This is a genomic window from Paenibacillus sp. NPDC056722, from assembly GCF_042790635.1.
GTDB lineage: Bacteria > Bacillota > Bacilli > Paenibacillales > Paenibacillaceae > Paenibacillus_AQ > Paenibacillus_AQ agri.
Window position 1 is genome coordinate 848,529 of sequence record NZ_JBHTYV010000001.1, and the last position, 21,436, is coordinate 869,964.

Annotated in this window: 22 protein-coding genes; 5 read left to right on the forward strand and 17 right to left on the reverse strand. The window is 49.6% G+C overall.

Annotation, left to right across the window (positions count from 1 at the left end):
• Window positions 1-135 precede the first annotated feature (135 nt).
• The 4 genes from ACFRAM_RS04005 to ACFRAM_RS04020 are packed head-to-tail and all read right to left on the reverse strand — an operon-like array spanning window position 136 to window position 3,719.
• Window positions 136-1,674 carry an MDR family MFS transporter gene (locus ACFRAM_RS04005; protein WP_379464627.1) on the reverse strand — a complete coding sequence of 513 codons (1,539 nt, stop codon included), beginning with the start codon at window positions 1,672-1,674 and terminating at the stop codon, window positions 136-138.
• Between the two features lie 53 nt (window positions 1,675-1,727).
• Complete coding sequence (locus tag ACFRAM_RS04010) at window positions 1,728-2,399, reverse strand: polymer-forming cytoskeletal protein (RefSeq protein WP_379464628.1); 672 nt, start codon at window positions 2,397-2,399, stop codon at window positions 1,728-1,730.
• The gene (locus ACFRAM_RS04015) at window positions 2,392-3,075 is read right to left on the reverse strand and encodes a hypothetical protein (RefSeq protein ID WP_379464629.1); all 684 of its coding nucleotides are present in this window, start codon (window positions 3,073-3,075) and stop codon (window positions 2,392-2,394) included. The genes ACFRAM_RS04010 and ACFRAM_RS04015 overlap by 8 nt, the downstream gene beginning before the upstream one ends.
• Before the next feature lie 14 nt (window positions 3,076-3,089).
• Window positions 3,090-3,719 carry a YhbD family protein gene (locus tag ACFRAM_RS04020; RefSeq protein WP_379464630.1) on the reverse strand — a complete coding sequence of 210 codons (630 nt, stop codon included), beginning with the start codon at window positions 3,717-3,719 and terminating at the stop codon, window positions 3,090-3,092.
• Between the two features lie 355 nt (window positions 3,720-4,074).
• On the opposite strand from ACFRAM_RS04020, the gene ACFRAM_RS04025 reads away from it, so the two are divergent.
• Window positions 4,075-5,064, forward strand: a complete 990-nt coding sequence (locus tag ACFRAM_RS04025; protein WP_379464631.1) for a GNAT family N-acetyltransferase — start codon at window positions 4,075-4,077, stop codon at window positions 5,062-5,064.
• 278 nt (window positions 5,065-5,342) lie between these two features.
• On the opposite strand, the gene ACFRAM_RS04030 is transcribed toward ACFRAM_RS04025, so the two are convergent.
• From ACFRAM_RS04030 to ACFRAM_RS04065, 8 genes are all read right to left on the reverse strand, one after another.
• Window positions 5,343-5,954, reverse strand: coding sequence for a 50S ribosomal protein L25 (locus ACFRAM_RS04030; RefSeq protein WP_379464632.1), 612 nt, complete (start codon window positions 5,952-5,954; stop codon window positions 5,343-5,345).
• Between the two features lie 223 nt (window positions 5,955-6,177).
• Complete coding sequence (locus ACFRAM_RS04035; protein WP_379464633.1) at window positions 6,178-6,651, reverse strand: GNAT family N-acetyltransferase; 474 nt, start codon at window positions 6,649-6,651, stop codon at window positions 6,178-6,180.
• A gap of 243 nt (window positions 6,652-6,894) precedes the next feature.
• Complete coding sequence (locus ACFRAM_RS04040) at window positions 6,895-7,860, reverse strand: ABC transporter ATP-binding protein (protein WP_379464634.1); 966 nt, start codon at window positions 7,858-7,860, stop codon at window positions 6,895-6,897.
• Window positions 7,853-8,836 carry an ABC transporter ATP-binding protein gene (locus ACFRAM_RS04045; protein ID WP_379464635.1) on the reverse strand — a complete coding sequence of 328 codons (984 nt, stop codon included), beginning with the start codon at window positions 8,834-8,836 and terminating at the stop codon, window positions 7,853-7,855. The genes ACFRAM_RS04040 and ACFRAM_RS04045 overlap by 8 nt, the downstream gene beginning before the upstream one ends.
• 12 nt (window positions 8,837-8,848) lie before the next feature.
• Window positions 8,849-9,772 carry an oligopeptide ABC transporter permease gene (opp4C, locus tag ACFRAM_RS04050; RefSeq protein WP_066362920.1) on the reverse strand — a complete coding sequence of 308 codons (924 nt, stop codon included), beginning with the start codon at window positions 9,770-9,772 and terminating at the stop codon, window positions 8,849-8,851.
• A 12-nt stretch (window positions 9,773-9,784) separates the two neighbouring features.
• Entirely contained in the window at window positions 9,785-10,741 is a 957-nt protein-coding gene (locus ACFRAM_RS04055) for an ABC transporter permease (RefSeq protein WP_066362923.1), read from the reverse strand.
• Between the two features lie 61 nt (window positions 10,742-10,802).
• Window positions 10,803-12,569, reverse strand: a complete 1,767-nt coding sequence (locus ACFRAM_RS04060; protein WP_379464636.1) for an ABC transporter substrate-binding protein — start codon at window positions 12,567-12,569, stop codon at window positions 10,803-10,805.
• A 220-nt stretch (window positions 12,570-12,789) separates the two neighbouring features.
• Window positions 12,790-13,695, reverse strand: coding sequence for an ArsR/SmtB family transcription factor (locus ACFRAM_RS04065; protein ID WP_379464637.1), 906 nt, complete (start codon window positions 13,693-13,695; stop codon window positions 12,790-12,792).
• A gap of 168 nt (window positions 13,696-13,863) precedes the next feature.
• Between ACFRAM_RS04065 and ACFRAM_RS04070 the strand changes: the two genes are divergently transcribed.
• Both ACFRAM_RS04070 and ACFRAM_RS04075 read left to right on the forward strand, forming a co-directional pair.
• Window positions 13,864-14,157: a GNAT family N-acetyltransferase gene (locus ACFRAM_RS04070; protein WP_175373595.1), complete on the forward strand. Its 294-nt coding sequence runs from the start codon at window positions 13,864-13,866 to the stop codon at window positions 14,155-14,157.
• Window positions 14,158-14,226: 69 nt separating this feature from the next.
• Window positions 14,227-15,069 carry a GNAT family N-acetyltransferase gene (locus ACFRAM_RS04075; RefSeq protein WP_379464638.1) on the forward strand — a complete coding sequence of 281 codons (843 nt, stop codon included), beginning with the start codon at window positions 14,227-14,229 and terminating at the stop codon, window positions 15,067-15,069.
• 125 nt (window positions 15,070-15,194) lie between these two features.
• On the opposite strand, the gene ACFRAM_RS04080 is transcribed toward ACFRAM_RS04075, so the two are convergent.
• The 4 genes from ACFRAM_RS04080 to ACFRAM_RS04095 all read right to left on the reverse strand — a co-directional run bounded on the left by ACFRAM_RS04080 (window position 15,195) and on the right by ACFRAM_RS04095 (window position 18,120).
• Entirely contained in the window at window positions 15,195-15,974 is a 780-nt protein-coding gene (locus tag ACFRAM_RS04080; RefSeq protein ID WP_379464639.1) for a hypothetical protein, read from the reverse strand.
• A gap of 2 nt (window positions 15,975-15,976) precedes the next feature.
• On the reverse strand, window positions 15,977-16,429 hold the full coding sequence (locus ACFRAM_RS04085; RefSeq protein WP_379464640.1) for a flavodoxin: 453 nt from the start codon (window positions 16,427-16,429) through the stop codon (window positions 15,977-15,979).
• Window positions 16,430-16,744: 315 nt separating this feature from the next.
• Entirely contained in the window at window positions 16,745-17,110 is a 366-nt protein-coding gene (locus ACFRAM_RS04090) for a VOC family protein (protein WP_379464641.1), read from the reverse strand.
• Between the two features lie 101 nt (window positions 17,111-17,211).
• Window positions 17,212-18,120: a helix-turn-helix domain-containing protein gene (locus ACFRAM_RS04095; RefSeq protein ID WP_379464642.1), complete on the reverse strand. Its 909-nt coding sequence runs from the start codon at window positions 18,118-18,120 to the stop codon at window positions 17,212-17,214.
• Window positions 18,121-18,251: 131 nt separating this feature from the next.
• On the opposite strand from ACFRAM_RS04095, the gene ACFRAM_RS04100 reads away from it, so the two are divergent.
• Window positions 18,252-19,115 carry a class I SAM-dependent methyltransferase gene (locus tag ACFRAM_RS04100; RefSeq protein WP_379464643.1) on the forward strand — a complete coding sequence of 288 codons (864 nt, stop codon included), beginning with the start codon at window positions 18,252-18,254 and terminating at the stop codon, window positions 19,113-19,115.
• A gap of 3 nt (window positions 19,116-19,118) precedes the next feature.
• Window positions 19,119-19,865, forward strand: a complete 747-nt coding sequence (locus ACFRAM_RS04105; protein WP_379464644.1) for an RluA family pseudouridine synthase — start codon at window positions 19,119-19,121, stop codon at window positions 19,863-19,865.
• A gap of 1,116 nt (window positions 19,866-20,981) precedes the next feature.
• On the opposite strand, the gene ACFRAM_RS04110 is transcribed toward ACFRAM_RS04105, so the two are convergent.
• A complete protein-coding gene (locus ACFRAM_RS04110) occupies window positions 20,982-21,425 on the reverse strand; it encodes a MarR family winged helix-turn-helix transcriptional regulator (RefSeq protein ID WP_379464645.1) in 444 nt (147 codons plus the stop codon).
• Between the last annotated feature and the right edge of the window lie 11 nt (window positions 21,426-21,436).

Below are 21,436 nucleotides of genomic sequence, written 5' to 3' on the forward strand. Positions count from 1 at the left end.
ACCGGATAACCATTCCAGATACGCCACATCAGCTAAACCATACCGGATAACCATTCCGATACGCCACACCTGTTATGTCAAACTGGATAGGCCAAACAAGGCAACCCGCCCTTCACCCTCCATACCCAGAACTACCTAGTGCCCGGACGCCGCCGAGTCCCCGGCTGCCGAGGCGTCCATCTTCTGCCGGCCCATGAAGAAGGATGCCAGCAGCGCCAAGGCCGCCGGAACGAGCGCCCACGCAAAGGTATGCGTGATGGAAGAGGATAATCCTTCTGTAATCTTGGACAAGATTTCAGGTGGAATCATCGCTCTAGCTTCCGGTGACAGCAAGGAATGCGGGTCTTTGAAATCCAACGCTCCGGCTGGAGCTCCTCCGCCCCCGCCTCCGGCGAACATACTGGACAGGCTGCCGGTGAAGTAATGGCTTTGGATAATACCAAAACTGGTAATCCCGACAGTCATCCCCAGCGAACGCAGGAAATTAAGCGTTGCGCTGGCTGAGCCACGCTGCTGAGCGGTCAGCCCGTGAATAGCAGCTGTGCTTAGCACCGAGAACGAAGCGCCAATACCAAGACCGATCAGGATCATATACACAGTTACAAGTAGACGTGAAGCATCTGGCGTAAGTGTTGCCACAAGCCCTGTCCCCACCACCAGCAGCGCTAGTGTAGGAATCAGCAGGCTGCGGTAGCTTGTTTTAGACATCAAAAAGCCGCCTGTTGATGCTGTAACTACTGAACCAACCATCATAGGCAACAGCACCATCCCCGAATTCGTCGCCGAACCGCCCATAACTCCCTGAATAAAGATCGGGATATATACAGAAGCCACAATAAATGCCGCTCCGCTAAACAATGCGCACAGGATGCTGAAGGCGTACAGCCGCTTTTTGAACAGTGCAAACGAAATGATTGGCTCAGCAGCCTTCGTCTCCACATACAGGAATACTGCTGCCAACACGGCGAACGCTGCGAATAATCCCAGAATCATCGCCGAATCCCAAGCATACTCCTTGCCGCCAAGCTCCAGCGCGAACATTAAGGAGATGACCGCCCCAAGCAATGTGCCTGCACCCAGCCAGTCGATCGGCAGCTTGGAGTGCTCATGCGATTCTCTGTAAAAGAACACTACCATCACAAAAGCGATCAGTCCGAGCGGCAGATTAATGTAGAACACCCATTGCCAGGCAATATGGTCCGTAATGTACGCCCCCAGCAGCGGGCCAAACACACTCGACAAACCGAATACCGCGCCAAAAGCACCGCCCAGCTTGCCGCGTGACTCCAATGGAACGGCATCGAACATAATCGCAAAAGCAATAGGAACGAGCGCGCCACCGCCAATACCCTGAACCGCCCGATAGGCCGCAAGCTCAGTAATCGTGCTGGCAGTTCCGCACAAGGCTGAACCTGCCATAAAAACAATAATTCCAAAGATAAAGAACTTCTTCCGTCCATACATATCCGACAGCTTGCCAAAGATCGGCATACCTGCCATTTCTGCAACGAGATAGGCGGAGGTTACCCAGACAAATTTGTCCATGCCCCCTAGTTCCCCTACAATATTGCCCATAGCCGTTGCAACAATCGTACTGTCCATAGAAGCCATCAATATCCCCAGCAGCAATCCTGCAATGACTATGCCCAAATTGGGCGATTTGGCTGCACTCATCTTTTCCACTCCTTAATTTCTGTATATCACACTATATTGCTCTGAGCAGCCTGTCAGATCTTCACCTGTTGCTTCACCATGGCATTCTTGTGAATCTCCAGCTTCTCCCGGTATTCCACCGTTTGAATTACACAATCCGGACCGATGATCACTGATCCGCCACGAACAGTATCGGCTACTGTACATTGCAGTTCTATAGTATCCCCTTCAATCAGATCTGCTCTGAAAATAACATCCTGCTTCGCTTTTATTAAGTTAAGCAGTTTGCCTGTCTTGTTTTGCTTAATGACAATGGTACCGCCGCCAACCTCCCGGGCCTTACCAGCCCCATACAAGTTGATCTGCAATCGCTCTGCACTGAGCAGACCTTCCACCACGGCTGCGCCGGAAATCTCCAGCTGCTCAGCTTCACAATCACCATGTACCACAAGACTTCCACTAAAGTCTATTTGCTCCATTCGAGCTGAGGCGGCTTTAACCTCTCCGGTTCCACGCAAGGACTGCCCTGTAAGCACTCCAGCTACAGCAAGTTCACCTGTCACTTTCAGCTTCTCCAACCGCAGGTCACCATCCACCCTTACATTACCGGTCAGACTCAACCTCCGACAGTCTACAGTATCATTGAATTGGCACTCACCTGTCACTTTAACATTCAGAAAGGAACCTCCCCCTGAAGTGCTAGTCCCCACCATACTGAGGTTGTTAAGCGTAGTATTGTCAGACACCGATCTTCTCCTCCCTTCCTACTCTGGCTCCCGGATGTACGGTTAGCTGTGAACGATATTCCACGGCTCCAACCGTGCAGCCCTCTCCAATGATCACAATATTGCCTCTGATAACATCGGCATTCGTGTATTCCAAATCAATGAAATCACCCTCAATAGTCCCGGCGTTCAGCTCCGGCTTGAGTTTAGGGAACATTCCTCCTAGCAGCCTGTTCCACGTCCCTTGATTGTTCTGACGAATCACGAGACTCTCGACACCAATCTCATTGGCCTTGCCTGGTCCATGCAGGACAAAATCCACATGCCCCGCGCTCAGCAGGCCATTGACCGTAAAAGCCCCTTCTCCGGTTAATTCCTCTAGCTCGCAATCCGCTTTTGTACTGATCACACCATTGAGCACACAGGATTCTCCCCGTAAGGAACCTCCGATTCGGACCATACCTTCCGCCTTGAGCGTTCCAATTTTCAGACTTCCCTTAACATTCATATTACCGTTGCATTCCAGTTCTTCTGCCCGAAGATCACCCTTCATATGAACATGACCATTTCCTTTAAAAATCCGCGCCTCCACCGAACCGTTAACGGTAGCTACGCCATCCAGCCTAACCGTATCATAAGTGCCTCCTGAAGCTCCCCCTACGCCAGCAATGACCAAATCACCGTGTTGCTTCACCATGCTCATTCCCTCCATTAATTAAGCTTTCCTCTTAACTGCTCCATTAGACTACCTACGGTGATCCTGTTGACAAGCCGCACCCCTGCATCAAAGATCAGCTCAGTTGGTGCATATGCAATAAGGAACGACGTCACACCCATTTTGCGGATAAAAAACAGTTCCCATGCCTTCCCTTCCAATCTCGCCGAATTCTCCTGTAAGGTACGGAAGAGCAGATCACCTTCTTCAAGGTTCATCTCTCCACTGCTCAGTAGGCTGTCAATAACGAACAGATACATCACTTCATCAATCGTGTATTTCCCCTCTGCTTCCAGTGGCTTGCCAAAGCGCTCTAATACCAATGTCGAAACAATGTTACGTTCCAACAGCTCTTTACCTGATATTACTGTCTTGCTGATCGGCGGAGCTGAAGATAATTTGTCCGCCAGTTCATCCAGCGAGAGATCGTCTTTCATACTTACAATGTTATCGATACGGGCCAGAATCATCTTTCTCGGAAAAAAGGTTTCTTGCCCAGTAAAGGTTGATTTGCGGATAAACCATTCCTCAGGAATCAGCTGCTTCCGCTTCCAGCGGTAGAGCTGGCCGTATGATATGCCGGTTAAATCCAGCAAATCCTTTTTGGATATCAGATTATCTTCCATATTGATCACTCCTCGCGACCATCGTAACATAACACTGTTACGTTGTAAATCTAAAACTAAACCTAAATCTATTTAAGTCTATTTAGGACGAGCATAATGCCCTCACGTAAAATTCGGTCGTCATTACGTTGAATGTTTAAACGGCTCACGGCTCCTCCCGTTTTTCCATTCTGATTCTATACCAGAACACTGTGAAGGAGCCTCCGCCCTAAGAATGATTTTATGGTTCCCTAAGGAGTACATCCCCTAAGGTGTCTAGGTTGGGAGATGGGCAAAAATTGCTATATCGGTTTTTTCCCTATAATCCTGTTTTCAGGCCAGCCATAATGAAAGAAGAAATGAAGGGGGTAACACAATGTCGATTACACTGCGGCCTTTGCAATTGCCGGAAGATTATACCGGACTGGCCGAATTGCTTAATACGGAGTGGGCGGAGCCGACCACTGCCGAGCAGCTTGCAGAAGATGATGCCAAACTTTACGAAGTTGGTTATACCTATAAAGATGAACTTGGATTGCTTGCAGGCTATGACCGAACCCGCTATGTTGCGGTGAATGAAAGGAACGAAATTCTCGGGTACGTCAATTGCTGGCGTGCGCCCTGGACGGAGCCGGGCCAACTAGTGAATTTGATGGTCGTAGCCGAGCAGCACCGTCGGCAGGGAATCGGACAAAAGCTGTTGGATCTTGCCCTTGAGTGGGGCCGCCAGCTTGGAGCTTCCACCCTTGTGGCCCAGGTTTGGGACGATAAGCCGGATTCTCTTAACTTTGCTGCACATCGGGGCTTTGAGCAGGAGCGGCATATTTTTCAATCCGTGCTGGACATAGCGAAGGTAGACTGGGAGAATCTTGACGAGAAAAGCGTCATTTTGTCGCTGGAGCAATCTGGCCTGCGTTTCACGACACTCGCGGAGGAGCCCGGCGAAGTCTCTGAGCAGAAACTTTATGAGCTTTATAAGGAAACTGCGTTTGATATTCCAGGATATACAGGCGATTTTCCCGTGATTGAAGAATGGCGTAAATGGCACTTGATGGTAGACGGTTATGCGCCAGAACAGGTAATTATTGCTGCGGATGGCGACAAGTATGTCGGAGTATCCAATGTGCTGCACAATCAGCAAACCAACGGCATGTATCATGAATATACCGGGGTAAGCCGTGCCTATCGCGGCCGTAAAGTCGGGCTGGGACTTAAACTCAAAGCCATCCAGCTCGCCAGACGTGTTCGTGCAGATTATATCCGAACAGACAACGATTCCACTAATGCTCCGATCCTAAAGATCAACCGGCGCCTAGGCTATGCACCACTGCGAGGATCTTACCGGATGTTGGGACGTCCTTTCTAGGCAAGCCAGATTGGTCACAGACTTCTAATTAGGAGAAATGAGCATGCTTCAGTTACTACCTGTATCAGGATACAGATCCTGATCCCACCCATGTTATTTATGATTTTATGATTCTCCGGAAGTTCAGGAGTGATCTGAACAAGTATATTCAAGCTTTTAGCACCAAGTGATCCATAAATCGTCCTATTCATAGTGACAAAAAAGAGCAGACAATTCCCCAAAGGGATTTGCCTGCTCCTGTGATTTAAACCTGTTCCAGCGCCACAACGCAGCCTGTCTTATTCCTCAGTCTTGGCCTCGGCAGCAGCGTCTGCAGCCGTTTCACCAGCTTCTTCAGCGTCTGGCGCCTCTGCAGCTACCGGCGGTGCGATCCGGATGATTAGCGTATCTTCCGGTGTCAATATCTCCCAGCCCTCATGCTTCGGCAGGTCGGAGACGAGCAGCTGATCACCAATCTCCAGGCTGCTGATGTCCACATCGAACGTTGCCGTCAATTTATCCGGCAGTGTGCGAATATCCAGTTCATACAACTCTACCTGCTGTACGCCCCCATTCTTCACACCCGCCGGGTCTCCTGTAAAATGAAAGGCAACCTTAGTATCCAGTTCTGCCTTCATATCAATTTGTTGAAAATCCACATGCAGCAAATTGCGCGATAACGGCTGGCGCTGCGCTTCTTGAATCACAGCATTTTTGGCGCCTGCACCCGGTAGTTCAAGCTTCAGAATCGCCCGCGGATTCTTGCTCAAAATTTCGTTGATCGTTTTTGCATCCGCAGAAAAGGAGTGAGTATCTGAACCTGCACCGTAGACAACGACCGGTACAAAGCCTTTACGCCGCTGGGAAGCGGCCTTGCCGGATCTTTCGGTCAAACGTACTGTTGTATTCATAACAATTCCTCCTAAGTAGGGATTTAAAAAACAAGACCGATTAGATATGTATGTCTAATCAGTCTCTTATTAACCATATTTAGCTGCATTGGAATCAGTATAGCACTGCGGATGGGACAAGTCAAAAAAGTCATAAATGATAAAAATATCCATAAATCAAATTGTTCGGGACTTTGATCCTACCGCGAGCAAAACCCCAAATGACCCATTGATCAATAAGTATTTATCCTATCCGCCGATAAAAGACAAGCATTGCTTTATCATTTAACACCTTATGCTCCCCCGTCTTTGCAAAACCCATTTTTTCATACAGCCAGCAGTTTCGTTCTTCCTGTGCAATCGTCGCTAGCTCCCAAGTAGCCGCCTGCGGGAACATCTCCATGATCAGATTAAGCGCTCTTTGGGCTATCCCCTTTCCCTGGTATTCAGGAAGGATAAAGAGTGGCCCCACCCACATCCGGCTCTCATCCTCTTTCCAAGTCGCGCGTATGCCCCCGACGAGCACGTCATCCAGCACAATTTTATAAAATCCGCCCTGAGGATTCGTAATTCTGCCCATCACCTTTTCAATGTTTTCATTGGCCGGACTGGTATCCTCATCCTTGTATTTTTCCAACGAAGGCAGAAAAGCTTGGACTTGAATGTTGTGAAGAGCTTCCGCGTCTGACTCCACAGCCTTTGCAAGTGTCACCCTCATGTCTCTCCATCCCCTGTTCTTAGGTAATAAAACCCATTTTATCATTTTTTCACAGGGCTGAGGCAACTAACGTAGTATGAACTTAATAATCTAACCTCTTTTCTCCGTAATGCTCTAGTCATGAGGTAATTAACAGGAGTTTTTCCAGTTATCTTTAGAAAAGAAGAGAATTGAAGCAAAATAACAGGAGCCATTCTCGTTATTCCAGTACCCTATCGAGTAAAGTTAAGCTTTTCGGCGCACCTAAACCAGATGACACGCTACAAAATGTCCGCCTCCGGCATCCCGGAAGACGGGAACCTGTGAGCGGCAGACCTCTTCGGCGAAGGGGCAGCGCGTATGGAATTTACAGCCCGATGGCGGATTCGCCGGGCTCGGAATATCACCCTTCAGCACAATCCTCTCCCGCTTCAGCTTCGGGATCGGAATCGGCACCGCTGACAGCAACGCCTTGGTATAGGGATGCAGCGGATGCCGGAACAGTTCGTTCCGGGATGCCGTCTCGACCATAGAGCCAAGGTACATGACTCCGATGGTTGAGCATAAATGCTCAACCACACTGAGATCATGGGAGATGAACAAATACGTTAGTCCACGGCTTTGCTGCAGCTTGCTGAACAGGTTGATGATCTGGGCCTGAATGGATACATCCAGCGCAGAGACCGGCTCGTCAGCAATGATCAGCTCAGGATTCAGAATCAACGCCCGCGCAATGCCAATCCGCTGACGCTGCCCGCCCGAAAATTCATGCGGGAAACGGTCGATATGGTAAGAAGATAATCCGCAGGATTCCAGCGTTTCCAGCACCAGATCTCGTACATCGCTACGGGGACATAACCCGTGATCCAGTAGCGCTTCGCCGATGGCATCCCCTACCCGTACCCGCGGATTCAGCGAGCTGTACGGGTCCTGGAAGATCAGCTGCATCTTGGGCCGCAGCCCACGCAGCTCTTCGGGCGGCAGGGTGTGGATATCCACACCCTTGAACTTCACTTCGCCAGCCGTCTTCTCGGTCAGGCGGAGAATGGTGCGGCCGACCGTGCTTTTGCCGCTGCCGGATTCTCCGACCAGCCCGAAGGTCTCCCCTGGCTGCAGCCGGATACTAATGTCATCCACAGCCTTCACCTGACCCACTGTGCGGTTAAGCAGTCCTTTCGTAATCGGAAAATACTTCTTCAAATGATTCACTTCCAGCAGCGCCTCAGGCATGGACTAACGCCTCCTCATAAAGCCAGCAAGACACCTTTTGTCCATTGCCAACGTCTTGCAGAACAGGCTCCTTGCTGCGGCACACTGGCATGCAATGTTCGCAGCGATCATGAAAGTAACAGGAGGGTGCAAGCTCCAGGGGATTCGGCACCTGTCCCGGAATCGAGTACAGCTCTTCCTGCCGCTGATTGATCACTGGCTTCGATTTGAGCAATCCCCGGGTGTACGGATGCTTGGGATTGCTGAATAATTCTACAACCTCGCCCTCCTCCACGATCTTGCCGGAGTACATCACGATCACATAATCAGCCATCTCCGCTACCACGCCAAGATCATGTGTGATCAGCAGAATGGACATACCCGAGTCGGCTTTGAACTGTCGCAGCATGTCCAGAATCTGCGCTTGAATCGTCACATCCAGCGCTGTAGTCGGTTCGTCGGCGATGAGCAGCTTCGGACCGCAGGAAATCGCGATGGCGATCATAATCCGCTGCAGCATCCCGCCGCTCAGTTCATGCGGATAGCTATCTGCAATCTGCTCAGGCCGGGAAATACCGACTTGGCTAATCAGTTCAATAGCTTTGGCGCGTGCCTCCTTCTTGTTCAGCTTCAGATGAACCCGCAGCGGTTCCATGATTTGTTCCCCGATCTTGATCACCGGATTCAATGAGGACATCGGCTCCTGGAAAATCATTGCGAGCTCATGACCACGCATACTGCGCAGTGTATGCTTATCCAGTTGCAGCAGGTCTTCTCCCTGAAACTCAATGCTCCCGCTCGTGACTTTGCCGCCCGGTGACTCGACAAGCCCCATAATGGACATTGCAGTCACGCTTTTCCCGCAGCCGGACTCGCCGACAATACAGACGGTCTCCCCTTCCCGCACCCGGAAGCTGACATCGTCCACGGCTTTGACTTCACCGTCTTCCGTGAAGAAGTGCGTGCTGAGACCGTCTATGCGCATTAAGTTGTTCATGATGCTGGTCACCTACCTCTTCTGTTTCGGGTCCAGCACATCTCTGAGACCATCCCCGAATATGTTAATGGCAATTACTGTAGCAAAAATCGAAAGTCCCGGCGGAATCCACAACCATGGCCGCTGCTGAAAATCAATCATGTTATTTGCCGCATCAATCATGTTGCCCCAGGTTGGCGTAGGCGGCATAACCCCCAGGCCGAAGAAGCTGAGTACCGATTCACTGAGTATCGCCCCGCCGATATTAAGCGTGGCCATTACAATCAGCAGCGGGATGATATTTGGCAGCAGATGATTGAACAGCTTACGCCGGTCACGAAGGCCCAGCACAACGGCTGCCTGCATAAATTCACGCTCGCGTAAGCTGAGCATCTGACCTCTGACCATCCGGGCCATCCCCGGCCAGTTCACAATACTGAGCATCAGCATAACGATATACATACGATAATCTGTCGGAATTTTCCACTCCGACAACAACGCACCGAAGATGAACAGTAACGGCAGACCGGGAACAGTAAGCAATAGATCGGCGACCCGCATGATAATCTGGTCAGCGACGCCACGATAATACCCAGCCACTGCTCCCAGTAGAGCACCAATAAAGACGGACAAGACCATAGAAGCCAGCCCGACTGTAAGGGATATACGCCCGGCCTGCATTACACGGGTCAGAATATCTCTTCCCAAGGCATCCGTCCCGAGCCAATGCTTCAGTCCTGGCGCCTTGTTCATCATCGCCATATTGATCTTGTTGTCTGTATAGGGGGAGAATAGCGGGCCCACAAAACACAGCGCAAACATAAACAGGACAACCACAAATCCGGACATCGCCAGCTTGTTATGAAGAAGCCTCCGCACAGACTGCCTGAATAACGAGGACCTCCCGCTTGCTGCCCCTGCCCGGCGTACCGGAGCTAAACTGCTGTTAACAGCCAATGTAGTCCCTCCTCATTGCAACCGGACCCGCGGATCGGCAATGCGATAGAGCAAGTCCGATAGCAGCGTTCCGATTACGGTCAGTATTGCAATAAACATCGTAAAGCCCATCAGCAGAGGATAATCCCTCAGTCCGAAGGACTGCATGTATAGCTGGCCAATGCCTGGCCAATTAAAAATCTTCTCAATAATCAGCGACCCGCCGAACAACGCCGGAAGCTCGAATCCAACCAGCGTAATCGCTGGAAGCAGGGCATTGCGAAGTGCATGCGTGAACAGCACCTTGCGTTCCCTTAAGCCTTTGGCCCGGGCTGTGCGGATATAATCCTGTCTCAGCACATCAATCATATTGCTGCGGAAATAGCGGGTCAGTGAGCCGAGTCCCAGCAGCGTCATGACGATAACCGGCAGTGCCATATGCCTCACGACTTCTTTGATGTATTCCCACCCGGTGGCGTTGCTGCCTGTCGTTATGATTCCGCCCGGCGGCAGCCATTTCAGGTCCACGGCCAGAATCTTGATCAGGAAGAGGCCAATAAAGAAGGACGGGAGCGACATCGCCGCAAAAATCGCCACCATCACCAATGTATCGAACCAGGAATACTGCTTATAGGCCGAGACTACACCGATAATGACCGCAATCACCCAGGTTAGAAACGTGGATACAGCGGCCAGCAGAAATGAATTCCAAATGTAATCATTGAACAGTTGTAGCACCGGCTTCTGCTGAGCCAGCGAGTAACCGAAGTCACCGTGCAGCGCGTTCTTCATCCAGAGCCCATAACGTTCCAGCACTGGCTTATTAAGACCGTAGATCTCCCGCAGCTCGGCTTTACGTTCTGCCGTCAATTTGATGTTGCCAGTGATGAAATCCCCGGGTGTCGAGGCATACAGACAGAAGATCAGCAGCGAGGCCCCGAACAGGATAATAATCATGTACAGTAATCGTTTAGTTAAATAAGTGCTCATGACAGGCTCCTTATCAAACATCCCCTGCCCAGAGTCGTGCAAGCAGGGGACGTTTGCTGTTTTATTTCAGCGTCCATTCCGGCAGGCTACCAGCAAGTCCGATGTACGGACTGACGGTGAGATTGCCGATGCGGCCGTTATAGGCATACACTGTCTTCTTATAGTTGGTAAAAATAATCGGCAGTTCGTCGTTAAACAGCTGATACAGCTCTTTGTAAACCACCTTGCGCTGTTCAATATCCGTGGTCGCCAGCGCCTTGTTATACAGCTCTATGAATTTTGGATTATCGTAATCCTTGATTTCACCATTAAAGAATTGCATGAAGCCCTCAGATGGATCGGTCAGCATGCTGGTAGAGAAGGAAACGAGATCATAATCCCCGCCTTCCACCTTGGAAACGAGCGAGTTGAAGTCAGCGAACACTTCCGGCTGGAAATCAATGCCGATCGCTGCAAAGTTCTCCTTGGCTACAGCGATAAAAATATCCGTGTTCTTGCTCTTCGAGCCCAGGTAATGAATCGACAGCGGCTTGCCGTCCTTTTCACGGATTCCATTAGACCCTACCTTCCAGCCTGCTTCATCCAGTAGTTGTTTAGCTTTTTCTGGATCATATTTGTATGGATTGATGCCTTCCTCCGTATAAGCCCATGAGATCGGCGATGCCGGAATATTGGCTACTGACCCTGCACCTTGGGCGGCATCTACATAGATACTTTGCCGGTCCAGACCGTATACAATCGCCTGACGCACCAGCTTATCTTTTACCTGCTCATGCTTCAGATTGACTTGCATATAACCATAGGTGCTTGGCGTATAAGGAATGATGTTCACAAAACCCAGGCCCTTCAGCTTCTCGATATTCTCTTCTGTTGCACTGAACGCAGCATAATCCACTTCTCCGGTCTCCAGGAACTGCCATACATCGCCTTCAGTTGTTTTGTAGATGAAGTGTTCCGTCTTAGGCTTGCCTTTAAAATAATTCTCGTTGGCGACGAAGCGGACTTCCTGCCCCGGAATAAACTTCTCCAGCTTGTAAGGACCATCGCCGAGCGGATGTTCATGAAGCTTCTTGATATATTCCAGATGACCGAACTTATAGTCCTTGCCATAGTAGGCTTTCGACAATACGTTCGAGCCCAAGGTCACCAGCGCTGTCGCGTTAGGTACTTCAAGTGTGGCTGAGATCGTCTGTGGATCAATGACCTTGATACCTTCGATGCTTTGAGCAGTGCCTTCCTTGTATGCTTTGCCACCCTTCACATTCAGCGTCGGAAGCTGGGAGCCGCCGTCATAAGCCTTGTCATATTGAATGGTCCAGGTAAAAGCCACATCATCTGCAGTCAATGGTGAGCCGTCGCTGAACTTCAGATCTTTGCGAAGGTGAAAAGTGTATGTAAGTCCATCCTCTGATATATCCCAGCTCTCCGCCAGCTCCGGTGTTGGCACACCTTTTTCATCCACCGTTACGAGTGAGGCATAGAGCAAGGAAGAAACGTTGCCGTCATATCCGCTTTGTTGAAAATAAGGGGTGAACGCCCCGCTGGGATCGGTCAAACCTACAATAATCGTATCATTACGCTTCTGCGCGGTAGCCGGAAGCTTGGACAAATCGGTGGCTGTGAACGGTTCGCTTAGCGCACCAGCCGGTACAACTTCCGCTCCCGGAGCATTCGTGGCGGGACTTTGAGCCGTACTTGTGTTCGTTGTTCCCGTATTCCCTTTAGTCGCATCGTTTCCGGCCGTATTGGCATTGTTGCCTCCGCAAGCGGACAGCAGCAGTGAACCGGTAAGCAGCAATGTAGTGATCAGCATTAATCGTTGTTTCATGGACTCATCTCCCTGTTTTTCTGTAGTTTTCAGCAAAAACTATTATTCCTACCCACTAAGTATGTTTAAAAACCGATAGTTCACATTATAGAAAGAAATTAGTGTTCTGTAAATAGAGAACTTTATTATTTTTCTGTTTATAAAGAATTTAAATATTTCAATATCTTCCTGATAAACAAAAAGAGCGCCTAGGGCGCCCTATTGTTCATGGAATATGAAGTTATTTTAAATACTCCAGCAATTGCTCGTTCATCTTGTGCAGCCCGTCCAAACGCAGGCTATAAGTCGTTACATTCTCTCCGTCAATATAGGCGTACAGCAAACCCGCGCAGCGCAGGTTGAAAATATGATCATGGACAATTCCCTTGGAGATGCCGGCATCCTTGACGATTTCGGTAAAAGTTTTACGCTCTCCACTGAGGGATTGCAGAATTCGTAGACGACTCTTCTCTCCCAAACTGCGGATCGTCCGGTACATGAACGGGGACATCTCCTCCTCCTCGGCCAGTGAAATCCGTGCGGAGTAATGACAGATTGTTATTTTGCCATAGTGGTAGATGATGTTAGCTGGCTGGAAATGAAACTGCGGAATTAGTATCAGCTTCTGAAGTCCGTCTATGGGGTTAAAATAAAAGCCGTTCGTAGTCTGATTAATAAAATCTTCCGGGGACAACGTCTTCAGTTCTTCCTTTTTCTGATCCGCATGACCTTGCAGCCGCCGGGTAACCTCTGGCTTCTGCTGGCTGAAATACTGTGCGTTCCACTCTCTCAGTAAAAAGAGCATTTTACCGCGAAACGCCTCCATCTGAGCAGGAAACACTGTGACAAATTCCGAAAGGGTCTCGTAAATTTCCCCGACCGTCAACCCTTCGATCCAGTCCAGAACACTTTCCACACTCTCCTTACAGGGACACTGGTAAATGAGCAGGTTCAGCGTCTTCCAATCATTATTCAGCTCCGTCTCGTCCAGAAGGTTCAGCAGTTCCTTGCTCAGCATATTTCGCGTTTCCACCGCCCAAGCCTGGCCCAGATCAATCTTCTTATAGGACTTCCTGCATATAAACGTATGTACGCTGTTCAGTAATTCATAGACAGGTTCAAATTGAACCTCAACCTCGTAATTCATGGGCATTCCTCCTTTTGCAGCTTCTGTTCAGTGCCAGATTAGTGCTTTTATCTTATTGTATATCCCGGCGAACGCGCAAGCATTCGGTTTGTAAGTACTCTTCTATCGCTTTTTGAAAACAGAAGTAGTAAGATATAGGCATTAACTTTTCGGGGGATGATTTATAAGATGAAAATTCAACATGGAGAAGGTCGTTTTTTTGTTGCCGGTGACGACAAAGACCTTGCCGAGATTACATATGCAGCTGATGAAAAGACTGGAGACCTGGTCATTGACCATACATTCGTCTCTGAAGAGCTGCGCGGCCAAGGTGCCGGGGAAGATCTCGTTAAGGCTGTCGTGGACAAAGCGCGTGCAGAGCATTTGAAAATAGTACCGGAATGCTCCTACGCTGCGCATCAATTCAAGAAGCATCCTGAGTATCAGGATGTACTGAGCGGAGACGGAAGCCGGTCTTCCTGAAGGTCGGCCCCCGTTTCCCCAGAACTACTATAATCGGGCGGGATACCGTCACATTTGGAGGGAACGGGTTTGACTACAAAGAACACATTGAAAGATATAGAAGAATTGCAACAAAAATGCGAGCAGTATGATGGCATCTCGCTCAAGCTGAACTGGGAATCATTGCGCTTAGGCTCAGCTCCCGGTGGAGCGGAATGGCTTGTAAGCTACGAGGACGGATTGCTCGTCGGATTTATTGGGCTTTATGCTTTTGGCAGCGAGGTGGAAATCTGCGGAATGGTTCGTCCGGGCTACCGGCGACGGGGGATTTTCACAAAGTTATGGAACCAGGCACTGGATATCATCAAGGCTAAAGAGTTCAAGAAGATTCTACTGAATGCGCCTGGGGCCTCTACCTCAGGGGCAGGATTTCTTGCTACACTGCCGCTGACCTTTAGTCATGCCGAGTATCAGATGAAATGGGACAGCGCAGCTGCCAAGCGCTATAGCGGTGGTGACAGTTCAGCGAGAGCCTCTGTGAATATGCGCCCGGCACGTACGGAAGAGACTGCCTTCTTAAACCAACTGGATGCCGATGCTTTTGGCCTGTCGCTGGAGGAAGCCACCGAATTGAACAAGCATGATGCAGCGGAAGAACACATCATCCTTGAATTTGACGGACGGCCTGTAGGTAAGATGCGCCTGAACACAGAAAATAATGAGACCTGGATTTATGGCTTTACTGTGGATAAAACCATGCGGGGTCTCGGCATCGGTCGCAGTGCCTTACTGCAGACGATTGAGCGCGAGCAGCGTAATTACAATGGCATCAATCTGGAAGTTGCGCTGGATAATCCCAACGCGCTAAAGCTGTATGAAAGCTGCGGTTTTCTGATTTTGAACAAGCAGGACTATTATCAGTTTATCGGTTAAGTCAGTGCTGATACGGCCTGTTAACGAATAAAATGTAAACAGAACACCCTTTCTAGTCTGGTCTGTATGACCGGAGGAAAGGGTGTTCTTTGTTTTTTTCAATTAGAAACATCGCTTATGCTCTGTTACATCAATCCGTAACGTCCGCAGACATCCTCATTCTTGTCGCTCCTGCGGTTACTGGAGCAAACGACTCGGTCTGCCAGTTCTGCTTGGTCCAGAAACACCGACAACAAGCGCACATAATCCAGAGATTCCGCATATGAAACTGCCCCGCCATCGAAGGAATGCTTGCGTCCATCCAGCAGCGAATAGATTTCCACCGTTTCTGGCGGTTGTCCGTATGCTTGGTTGCAAAACACGTTGGCCATATGTAGAAATCCAGTGATCACGTCCTCGTTCCCGTTGACCATGAATTTCTGTATGCTGAGGCTACGCCCCGGTGTCCCGGAATTCCAGGCCAACTGAAAGATCATCGACAAGTCCACTTCCAATTCGGGGACAGGGACGAACCACTGCTCATAGAGCATCACAGGAATTTCCTGCAAATGATTAACAGAGACAATCCGCATCAGTTCATCGGCGATGGTAGTCTTGATGTCCCAATAATGCAGCAGTGATGGAAACGCCTCACCCTTGGGCGGCCACCGGCGTTCCAGTAGAAACTGTACAGGGGTCTCTCTGCGTACCTCGGGCTGAAGACTGTAGAAATCGTTCAGTGTATGCCCTACCGCATACTGCACCTGCTGCCGCCAGCGGGGAAGCCCTGTCGCTAAAGCGCCTTTGCCCTGTTTTACCGATCCGCCTTGCATAATATGCTCCATCCGGTAGTCATGCAGACGGCTGTACTCTGCGACTGGTTCGCCTCCTGTGCTTGCTGCCATACTGCCTGCCAGACGGCCCATCCCTATGAAACCGCCGCGCAGGCTTCGATGAATTGGCGCCCGAACTGCCGGCAGGCATCTTTCTCAGCAGCGCTCGGCCCGTATTCGATCTTCAGACTCTCCTGCACGATCTCTGCGCCCAGTTCCTTCAGCTTCTGCTCAATGGTGTCTACGGCACCGCAATAGATCTCATACCCGGTATCACCGCTACCGAAGGCCGCCGCCTTGAAGCCAGACAGATTCAGTTCATCCATTTCTTCATAGAAATCAAGGAATTCATCCGGCAACTCACCGTCGCCCCATGTGTAGGCACCCAGCAATACACCCTCATATTCTTTTATCTCATCAGCATTACAGTCGGTGACTGATTTCAATACAGCCTCTCCGCCTGCCTGTTTTATTCCTTCTACGATCAATTCAGCAATCTCTTCTGTATTTCCAGTAAGACTGGCATACGCTACTAATACTTTAGCCATAAATCTGTTCCTCCCCAATCCAACTTTATCGCTGTAAACATCCTATAGTCTGACTCACCTATGGTTGTGAACATTTCTCGATTTCTATTCCTGCAATCATAAGGTTAACATTTTCATAACCATTCTATTTGATAATGATTATCAGTGTCAACTATAAATAATACTTCCCCTTCAGATCTAGTTGTCTGAATCCCAAAAAAGCCGGCCATTCCACCCCAGATATCTCTGGTTAGAATAGCCGACATTCTTATTTTTCTGAAAAACAACCCTGTTATCAAGACTCAGTGGTGGTGTTATTCCGACCTAAAAAGAAAGTTAGTACGCACCCTCTAGCAAGGTGATGCTATTGCCATCCGGATCGCGGAAATTCATTTCCTTGCCACCGTATTCCATGACAACTGGAGGCTTACAGTCCAGCCCTCTGGACTTCAGCTCGGCAAAAGTTTCGTCAAGATTGCTACAGGAAAATACGAGATTGACCTGCCCTGTAGTTAGCTTGTCCCATTTGTTCTCGTCCCAGACGATAATGCCTGGCTGGCTGCTGTCAAAAGCGATTTTGGCTCCGTCAAAATTGCCATACCCCTCGAAGGGTACTGGAATACCCAGTACATCGCGGTAAAATGCCGTCAATGCGGCAGTGTCTTTCGTGTAGATATTAATACTTTCGAATGCTGAAATCATAAGAGATTCCCCTTTCATATGTGTTGATGCTATGGACTTCTTTTGTACTCTCATCAATAATGTAACCAATTCTCCCAGCGAAGTATTGCAAAAAAACGACATTACCGCCCGGCAGCAGCCAGTGCCTCAAGGGGCGTTCTTCCGGCATATTTTTTAAAACTGTTATTGAAATGAGATTGATCGCTGAAGCGGTACGCATACACAAGATCCTGCATATTGAGCTTTTCACGAGTCAGATGATACAGTTCCTGCCATGTATTCTGAAAGCGGACCAGATCCGCGGTTTTCTTGGGAGTAATCCCTATATATTCACGGAATAACCTCTCCAGTTGGCGCTGGCTGAGTCCTGAACCTCTCTGCAGCTCCTCAGCAGTAACGACACCTCTTGATTGAAGAATTGTGTTCACGGCATTCATCACGTTGTCATTCGTTCTACATCGATTCTCTAACCTACGTAACAAATAAGCTTCGGCAGCTGCAATCCTGCTTGGCATCGTGCTTGTATGGGTCAACAACTCCCCCAGCTCGCGTCTAAAGGTGCCAAAGTAAGCTTCGACATCAACATGGGCATTTAGAACATCTCGTAGATGATCGTCGGCGAAATAATGCACACCCCAAAAGTAAAACCGGATCGCAAACCTGGAACCCCCCGCTGTCACCCGATCTGCCGGTACTGCGAAAGGCGCATCATTGATGCCATGAAAAAGCGTGCTGCTTCGGCCCGTATCTTCATCCAAATCCCATATGATGTCCATACATGTATCAGGAATGATGATTTCAGAGTCGGCAGACGGTGCTGGAGTCCATGACACTGACATATCGTCCGAGCCCCAGAAGCAACGTATGTATGGTGCCAGCAGCTTGGAAGGCGGAATTTCATTGCTCATTGCCGGCGTTGCCGTGATCGGATGATAGTGCTGTGCGAGGTTGTACATAGGCGTTCCTTTCCGGCCTGATAGCCGAGTAATAGTCTGTGCAGGGGATGCAACAGGATAATCTAACCTGATCATACACAACCCGCTTGTCCGGCGCCAGCGTACAACCGCAAATACATGAGGAATTCAGGCCAATTTGTTTGTAGCTATGCGGCGAAATGTTGTACAATAAAGGCTAAATGAATTTTTGAAGGATGGATAAAGAAATGTATATAGCAAGTGATTGGAAAGACTACGAAGTCATTGATACTGGTGGGGGAGAAAAGCTGGAACGCTGGGGCGATGTGATACTGCGCCGTCCGGACCCGCAGATCATCTGGCCGCTTAACAACGAAACGCAACGATGGCGGGATGTGCACGGTCACTATCACCGTAGCTCTGCAGGCGGCGGACAATGGGAAATGAAGAAGACCATTCCTGACAACTGGCGGATCAGCTACGGGAATCTGAAGTTTAACCTGCGCCCTACCAACTTCAAACATACGGGATTGTTCCCCGAGCAGGCTGCCAACTGGAACTGGATGATGGACAAGATCTCATCGGCTAATCGACCTATCCAGGTGCTGAACCTGTTTGCCTACACCGGTGGAGCTACTGTAGCTTCTGCCAGCGCCGGCGCTTCCGTTGTGCATGTCGATGCAGCCAAAGGCATGGTCCAATGGGCCAAGGAAAATGTACAGCTGTCGGGCCTGGGCGAGCGTCCGGTTCGCTTCATTACCGATGACGTCTTCAAATTCGTACAGCGTGAACAACGCCGTGGAAGCAAATACGATGCCATTATCATGGACCCGCCATCCTATGGAAGAGGACCCGGCGGTGAAATGTGGAAGCTGGAATCGAGTCTGTATCCGTTCCTGGAGAGCTGCATGCAGATTCTGAGCGACAATCCGCTGTTCATGCTCATTAATTCCTACACTACAGGTATCTCGCCGACCGTGCTAAGCAACATGCTGTCCATGACGATGGGACAACGCTATGGCGGGAAAATCACCTCCGGTGAAATCGGCTTGCCGATTACCTCCTCCGGCTTGAACCTGCCTTGCGGCATCTTGGGCCGCTGGGAGTCCTAAGCCATGGCCCCGCATTTACAAGGCGGGCAGGACGACGCTAACAGCGTCTCCTCTGCTTTTGAGATCCTGTATGAAGATAACCATCTGCTAGGGATCGTCAAACCAGTAAACGTCCCCGTTCAGGAAGACGCTACTGGGGATAACGATGTGCTTACCTTGCTTAAAGAAGATGTCAAGAAGCGGTTCAACAAGCCAGGCAACGTCTATATGGGGCTAGTTCACCGTCTGGACCGTCCTGTTGGCGGCGCGATGATCTTCGCCAAGACCTCCAAGGCCGCGTCCAGATTGTCGGACAGCGTTCGTACCCACAGCTTCCGCAAGGTGTACCTTACGGTGGTGCATGGGAAGCCTCCGGCTCTTAGCGGACGGCTCGTGGACACGCTGCTTAAGGATTCTGCCACCAACACCGTCTCGGTGGTCCGTAAAGGCACACCGGGGGGCAAAGAAGCCATCCTCGACTATACTGTGCTCGGCACCGCAGAGGGCTATAGCCTGCTAAAGATCGACCTGCTCACTGGACGCTCGCATCAGATCCGCGTCCAGCTCAGCTCGATCGGCTGTCCGCTGTACGGCGACCAGAAGTACGGCGCTGCCGTGAACAAGCCAGGGCAGCAGATTGCTCTCTGGTCGTCAGTGGTTGCCTTCCCGCATCCTGTGACAAAGGATGAAATCGAACTAATCTCCTTACCGCCACAGAGCTTCCCTTGGAACCTCTGGGCACAGGAATTGCAAAAACAGGCCGTCCGTTAAGGAGGGCCTGTTTTTTTGTAAGCTGATGCTCGGCGACGATCTGAGTGTTTAGTACCCTGCTAGTTCTATGCCGCTGGTAATACTGGTAATGCTGGTGCCGATGCTACTGCTATGTACTACTACGTACCACTGCTGCTTCTGCTCATACCAATGCTACTACTGGCACCCATTGCTGCTTCTGCTATGTATCACTGCTACTGCTGGCACTGCTGGTACCACTATTAACGCTGCTACTGCTATGTACCACTACGTACCACTGCTGCTTCTGCTTATACCAATGCTACTGCTGGCACCCATTGCTGCTTCTGCTATGTACCACTGCTACTGATGGTACTGCTAGCACCACTATTAACGATGCTACTGCTTCTTAGAAATCCAGCTATCGAGGTTACAGTGAGATTGTATCGATCCTACAGTGAGGACAGAGTAAGGTTAAAGTGATCTGATAGTAATTTTATTGAGCGCTTACATTAATTGCGCAGCCTGTCAAGGCTGCAACTCTCACTAAACTTAGTACCGTAAACCAAAGAAGAAACATTAACAGGATTTTCTCCTGTTAATTCATCCAAATCGATGCCCACAGCAAAAATAACAGGATTTTCTCCTGTTATTAGCCTCACTTGACACAATAAGTCAGTCTATCAGCCATATTAACGGGAGTTTTTCCTGTTATTTTCTAAAATAACTATATTATCGCTCCATTAACAGGAGTTTTTCCCGTTAATGATCTTTGATTTACTTCATTGGTTTTGATTCACTTCATTGATCTCCATCCACAAACAACCGCCAGCAGAAAAGACTGATAATTATTGGAATTCATCATTCCAAGTAAAGTACGTTCTTGCGAAATGTTGAAGTGCTCGTTATTTTAATACCCTTCGAAAGTTACATGGATTTCTCAGCCATGAATTCCTTAAGTTCATGTGACTCTCAGTTCATGCCATCCTCACTTCATGAAACTCTCAATTCATGCAACCCTCAGTTCGTGCAACCCTCAGCTCATGCATCCCTCAGCTACTGTGCTTTACTATTTCGAAGATGCTCCTTTGATCATTATCGAATAACATATTCACTTTGAGCGATACAATGAACTCGCCAAACTATGAATTCGGGATGTTACGGAGTGGAGCCCTCCGGTGTCGGGGCGGGGGTTGGAGCGACAACCATTTTGCCCATCAGATACAGGAGTAGCTGCTGGTTATGCGATGAGATCGGGTCCAGGGCCTCGGCAAAAAAATCGCTGCGGATCTTCAGCCCCCGTGTAGACTCGCGCTTACCTGTCTCTGTAATGCTGACCCAGACAATGCGGCGATCCCCTCCATCACGTTCTCTTGCGATAAGGTCATGCTTCTCCATCCGGTCCAGCAGCATGGTCACCGCCGCCGGGCTGGTTGCCAGATGCGGAGCTAGATCGGAAGGCTTCATCGCATCACGTTCCTGAAGCAGTTCCAGTACGGTCAATTGGGCATCGGTAAGCGTCGGAGCGAGCTTGCTGTCCATATGAAGCTTATAGTCTTTCAGAATCTTATGCCATATCTTACTGAATTCAGTGGCGTGCACACGTATTCCTT

Excerpts from the sequence above, each read along its gene's own strand:
- ACFRAM_RS04005 (WP_379464627.1), bottom strand. The coding sequence starts at position 1,674 with ATGAGTGCAGCCAAATCGCCCAATTTGGGCATAGTCATTGCAGGATTG.
- ACFRAM_RS04070 (WP_175373595.1), top strand. The coding sequence starts at position 13,864 with ATGAAAATTCAACATGGAGAAGGTCGTTTTTTTGTTGCCGGTGACGAC.
- ACFRAM_RS04095 (WP_379464642.1), bottom strand. The coding sequence starts at position 18,120 with ATGATCAGGTTAGATTATCCTGTTGCATCCCCTGCACAGACTATTACT.
- ACFRAM_RS04015 (WP_379464629.1), bottom strand. The coding sequence starts at position 3,075 with ATGGTGAAGCAACACGGTGATTTGGTCATTGCTGGCGTAGGGGGAGCT.
- ACFRAM_RS04020 (WP_379464630.1), bottom strand. The coding sequence starts at position 3,719 with ATGGAAGATAATCTGATATCCAAAAAGGATTTGCTGGATTTAACCGGC.
- ACFRAM_RS04060 (WP_379464636.1), bottom strand. The coding sequence starts at position 12,569 with ATGAAACAACGATTAATGCTGATCACTACATTGCTGCTTACCGGTTCA.
- ACFRAM_RS04025 (WP_379464631.1), top strand. The coding sequence starts at position 4,075 with ATGTCGATTACACTGCGGCCTTTGCAATTGCCGGAAGATTATACCGGA.
- ACFRAM_RS04080 (WP_379464639.1), bottom strand. The coding sequence starts at position 15,974 with ATGGGCCGTCTGGCAGGCAGTATGGCAGCAAGCACAGGAGGCGAACCA.
- ACFRAM_RS04040 (WP_379464634.1), bottom strand. The coding sequence starts at position 7,860 with ATGCCTGAGGCGCTGCTGGAAGTGAATCATTTGAAGAAGTATTTTCCG.
- ACFRAM_RS04045 (WP_379464635.1), bottom strand. The coding sequence starts at position 8,836 with ATGAACAACTTAATGCGCATAGACGGTCTCAGCACGCACTTCTTCACG.
- ACFRAM_RS04100 (WP_379464643.1), top strand. The coding sequence starts at position 18,252 with ATGTATATAGCAAGTGATTGGAAAGACTACGAAGTCATTGATACTGGT.
- ACFRAM_RS04090 (WP_379464641.1), bottom strand. The coding sequence starts at position 17,110 with ATGATTTCAGCATTCGAAAGTATTAATATCTACACGAAAGACACTGCC.
- ACFRAM_RS04035 (WP_379464633.1), bottom strand. The coding sequence starts at position 6,651 with ATGAGGGTGACACTTGCAAAGGCTGTGGAGTCAGACGCGGAAGCTCTT.
- ACFRAM_RS04055 (WP_066362923.1), bottom strand. The coding sequence starts at position 10,741 with ATGAGCACTTATTTAACTAAACGATTACTGTACATGATTATTATCCTG.
- ACFRAM_RS04030 (WP_379464632.1), bottom strand. The coding sequence starts at position 5,954 with ATGAATACAACAGTACGTTTGACCGAAAGATCCGGCAAGGCCGCTTCC.
- ACFRAM_RS04085 (WP_379464640.1), bottom strand. The coding sequence starts at position 16,429 with ATGGCTAAAGTATTAGTAGCGTATGCCAGTCTTACTGGAAATACAGAA.
- ACFRAM_RS04065 (WP_379464637.1), bottom strand. The coding sequence starts at position 13,695 with ATGAATTACGAGGTTGAGGTTCAATTTGAACCTGTCTATGAATTACTG.
- ACFRAM_RS04105 (WP_379464644.1), top strand. The coding sequence starts at position 19,119 with ATGGCCCCGCATTTACAAGGCGGGCAGGACGACGCTAACAGCGTCTCC.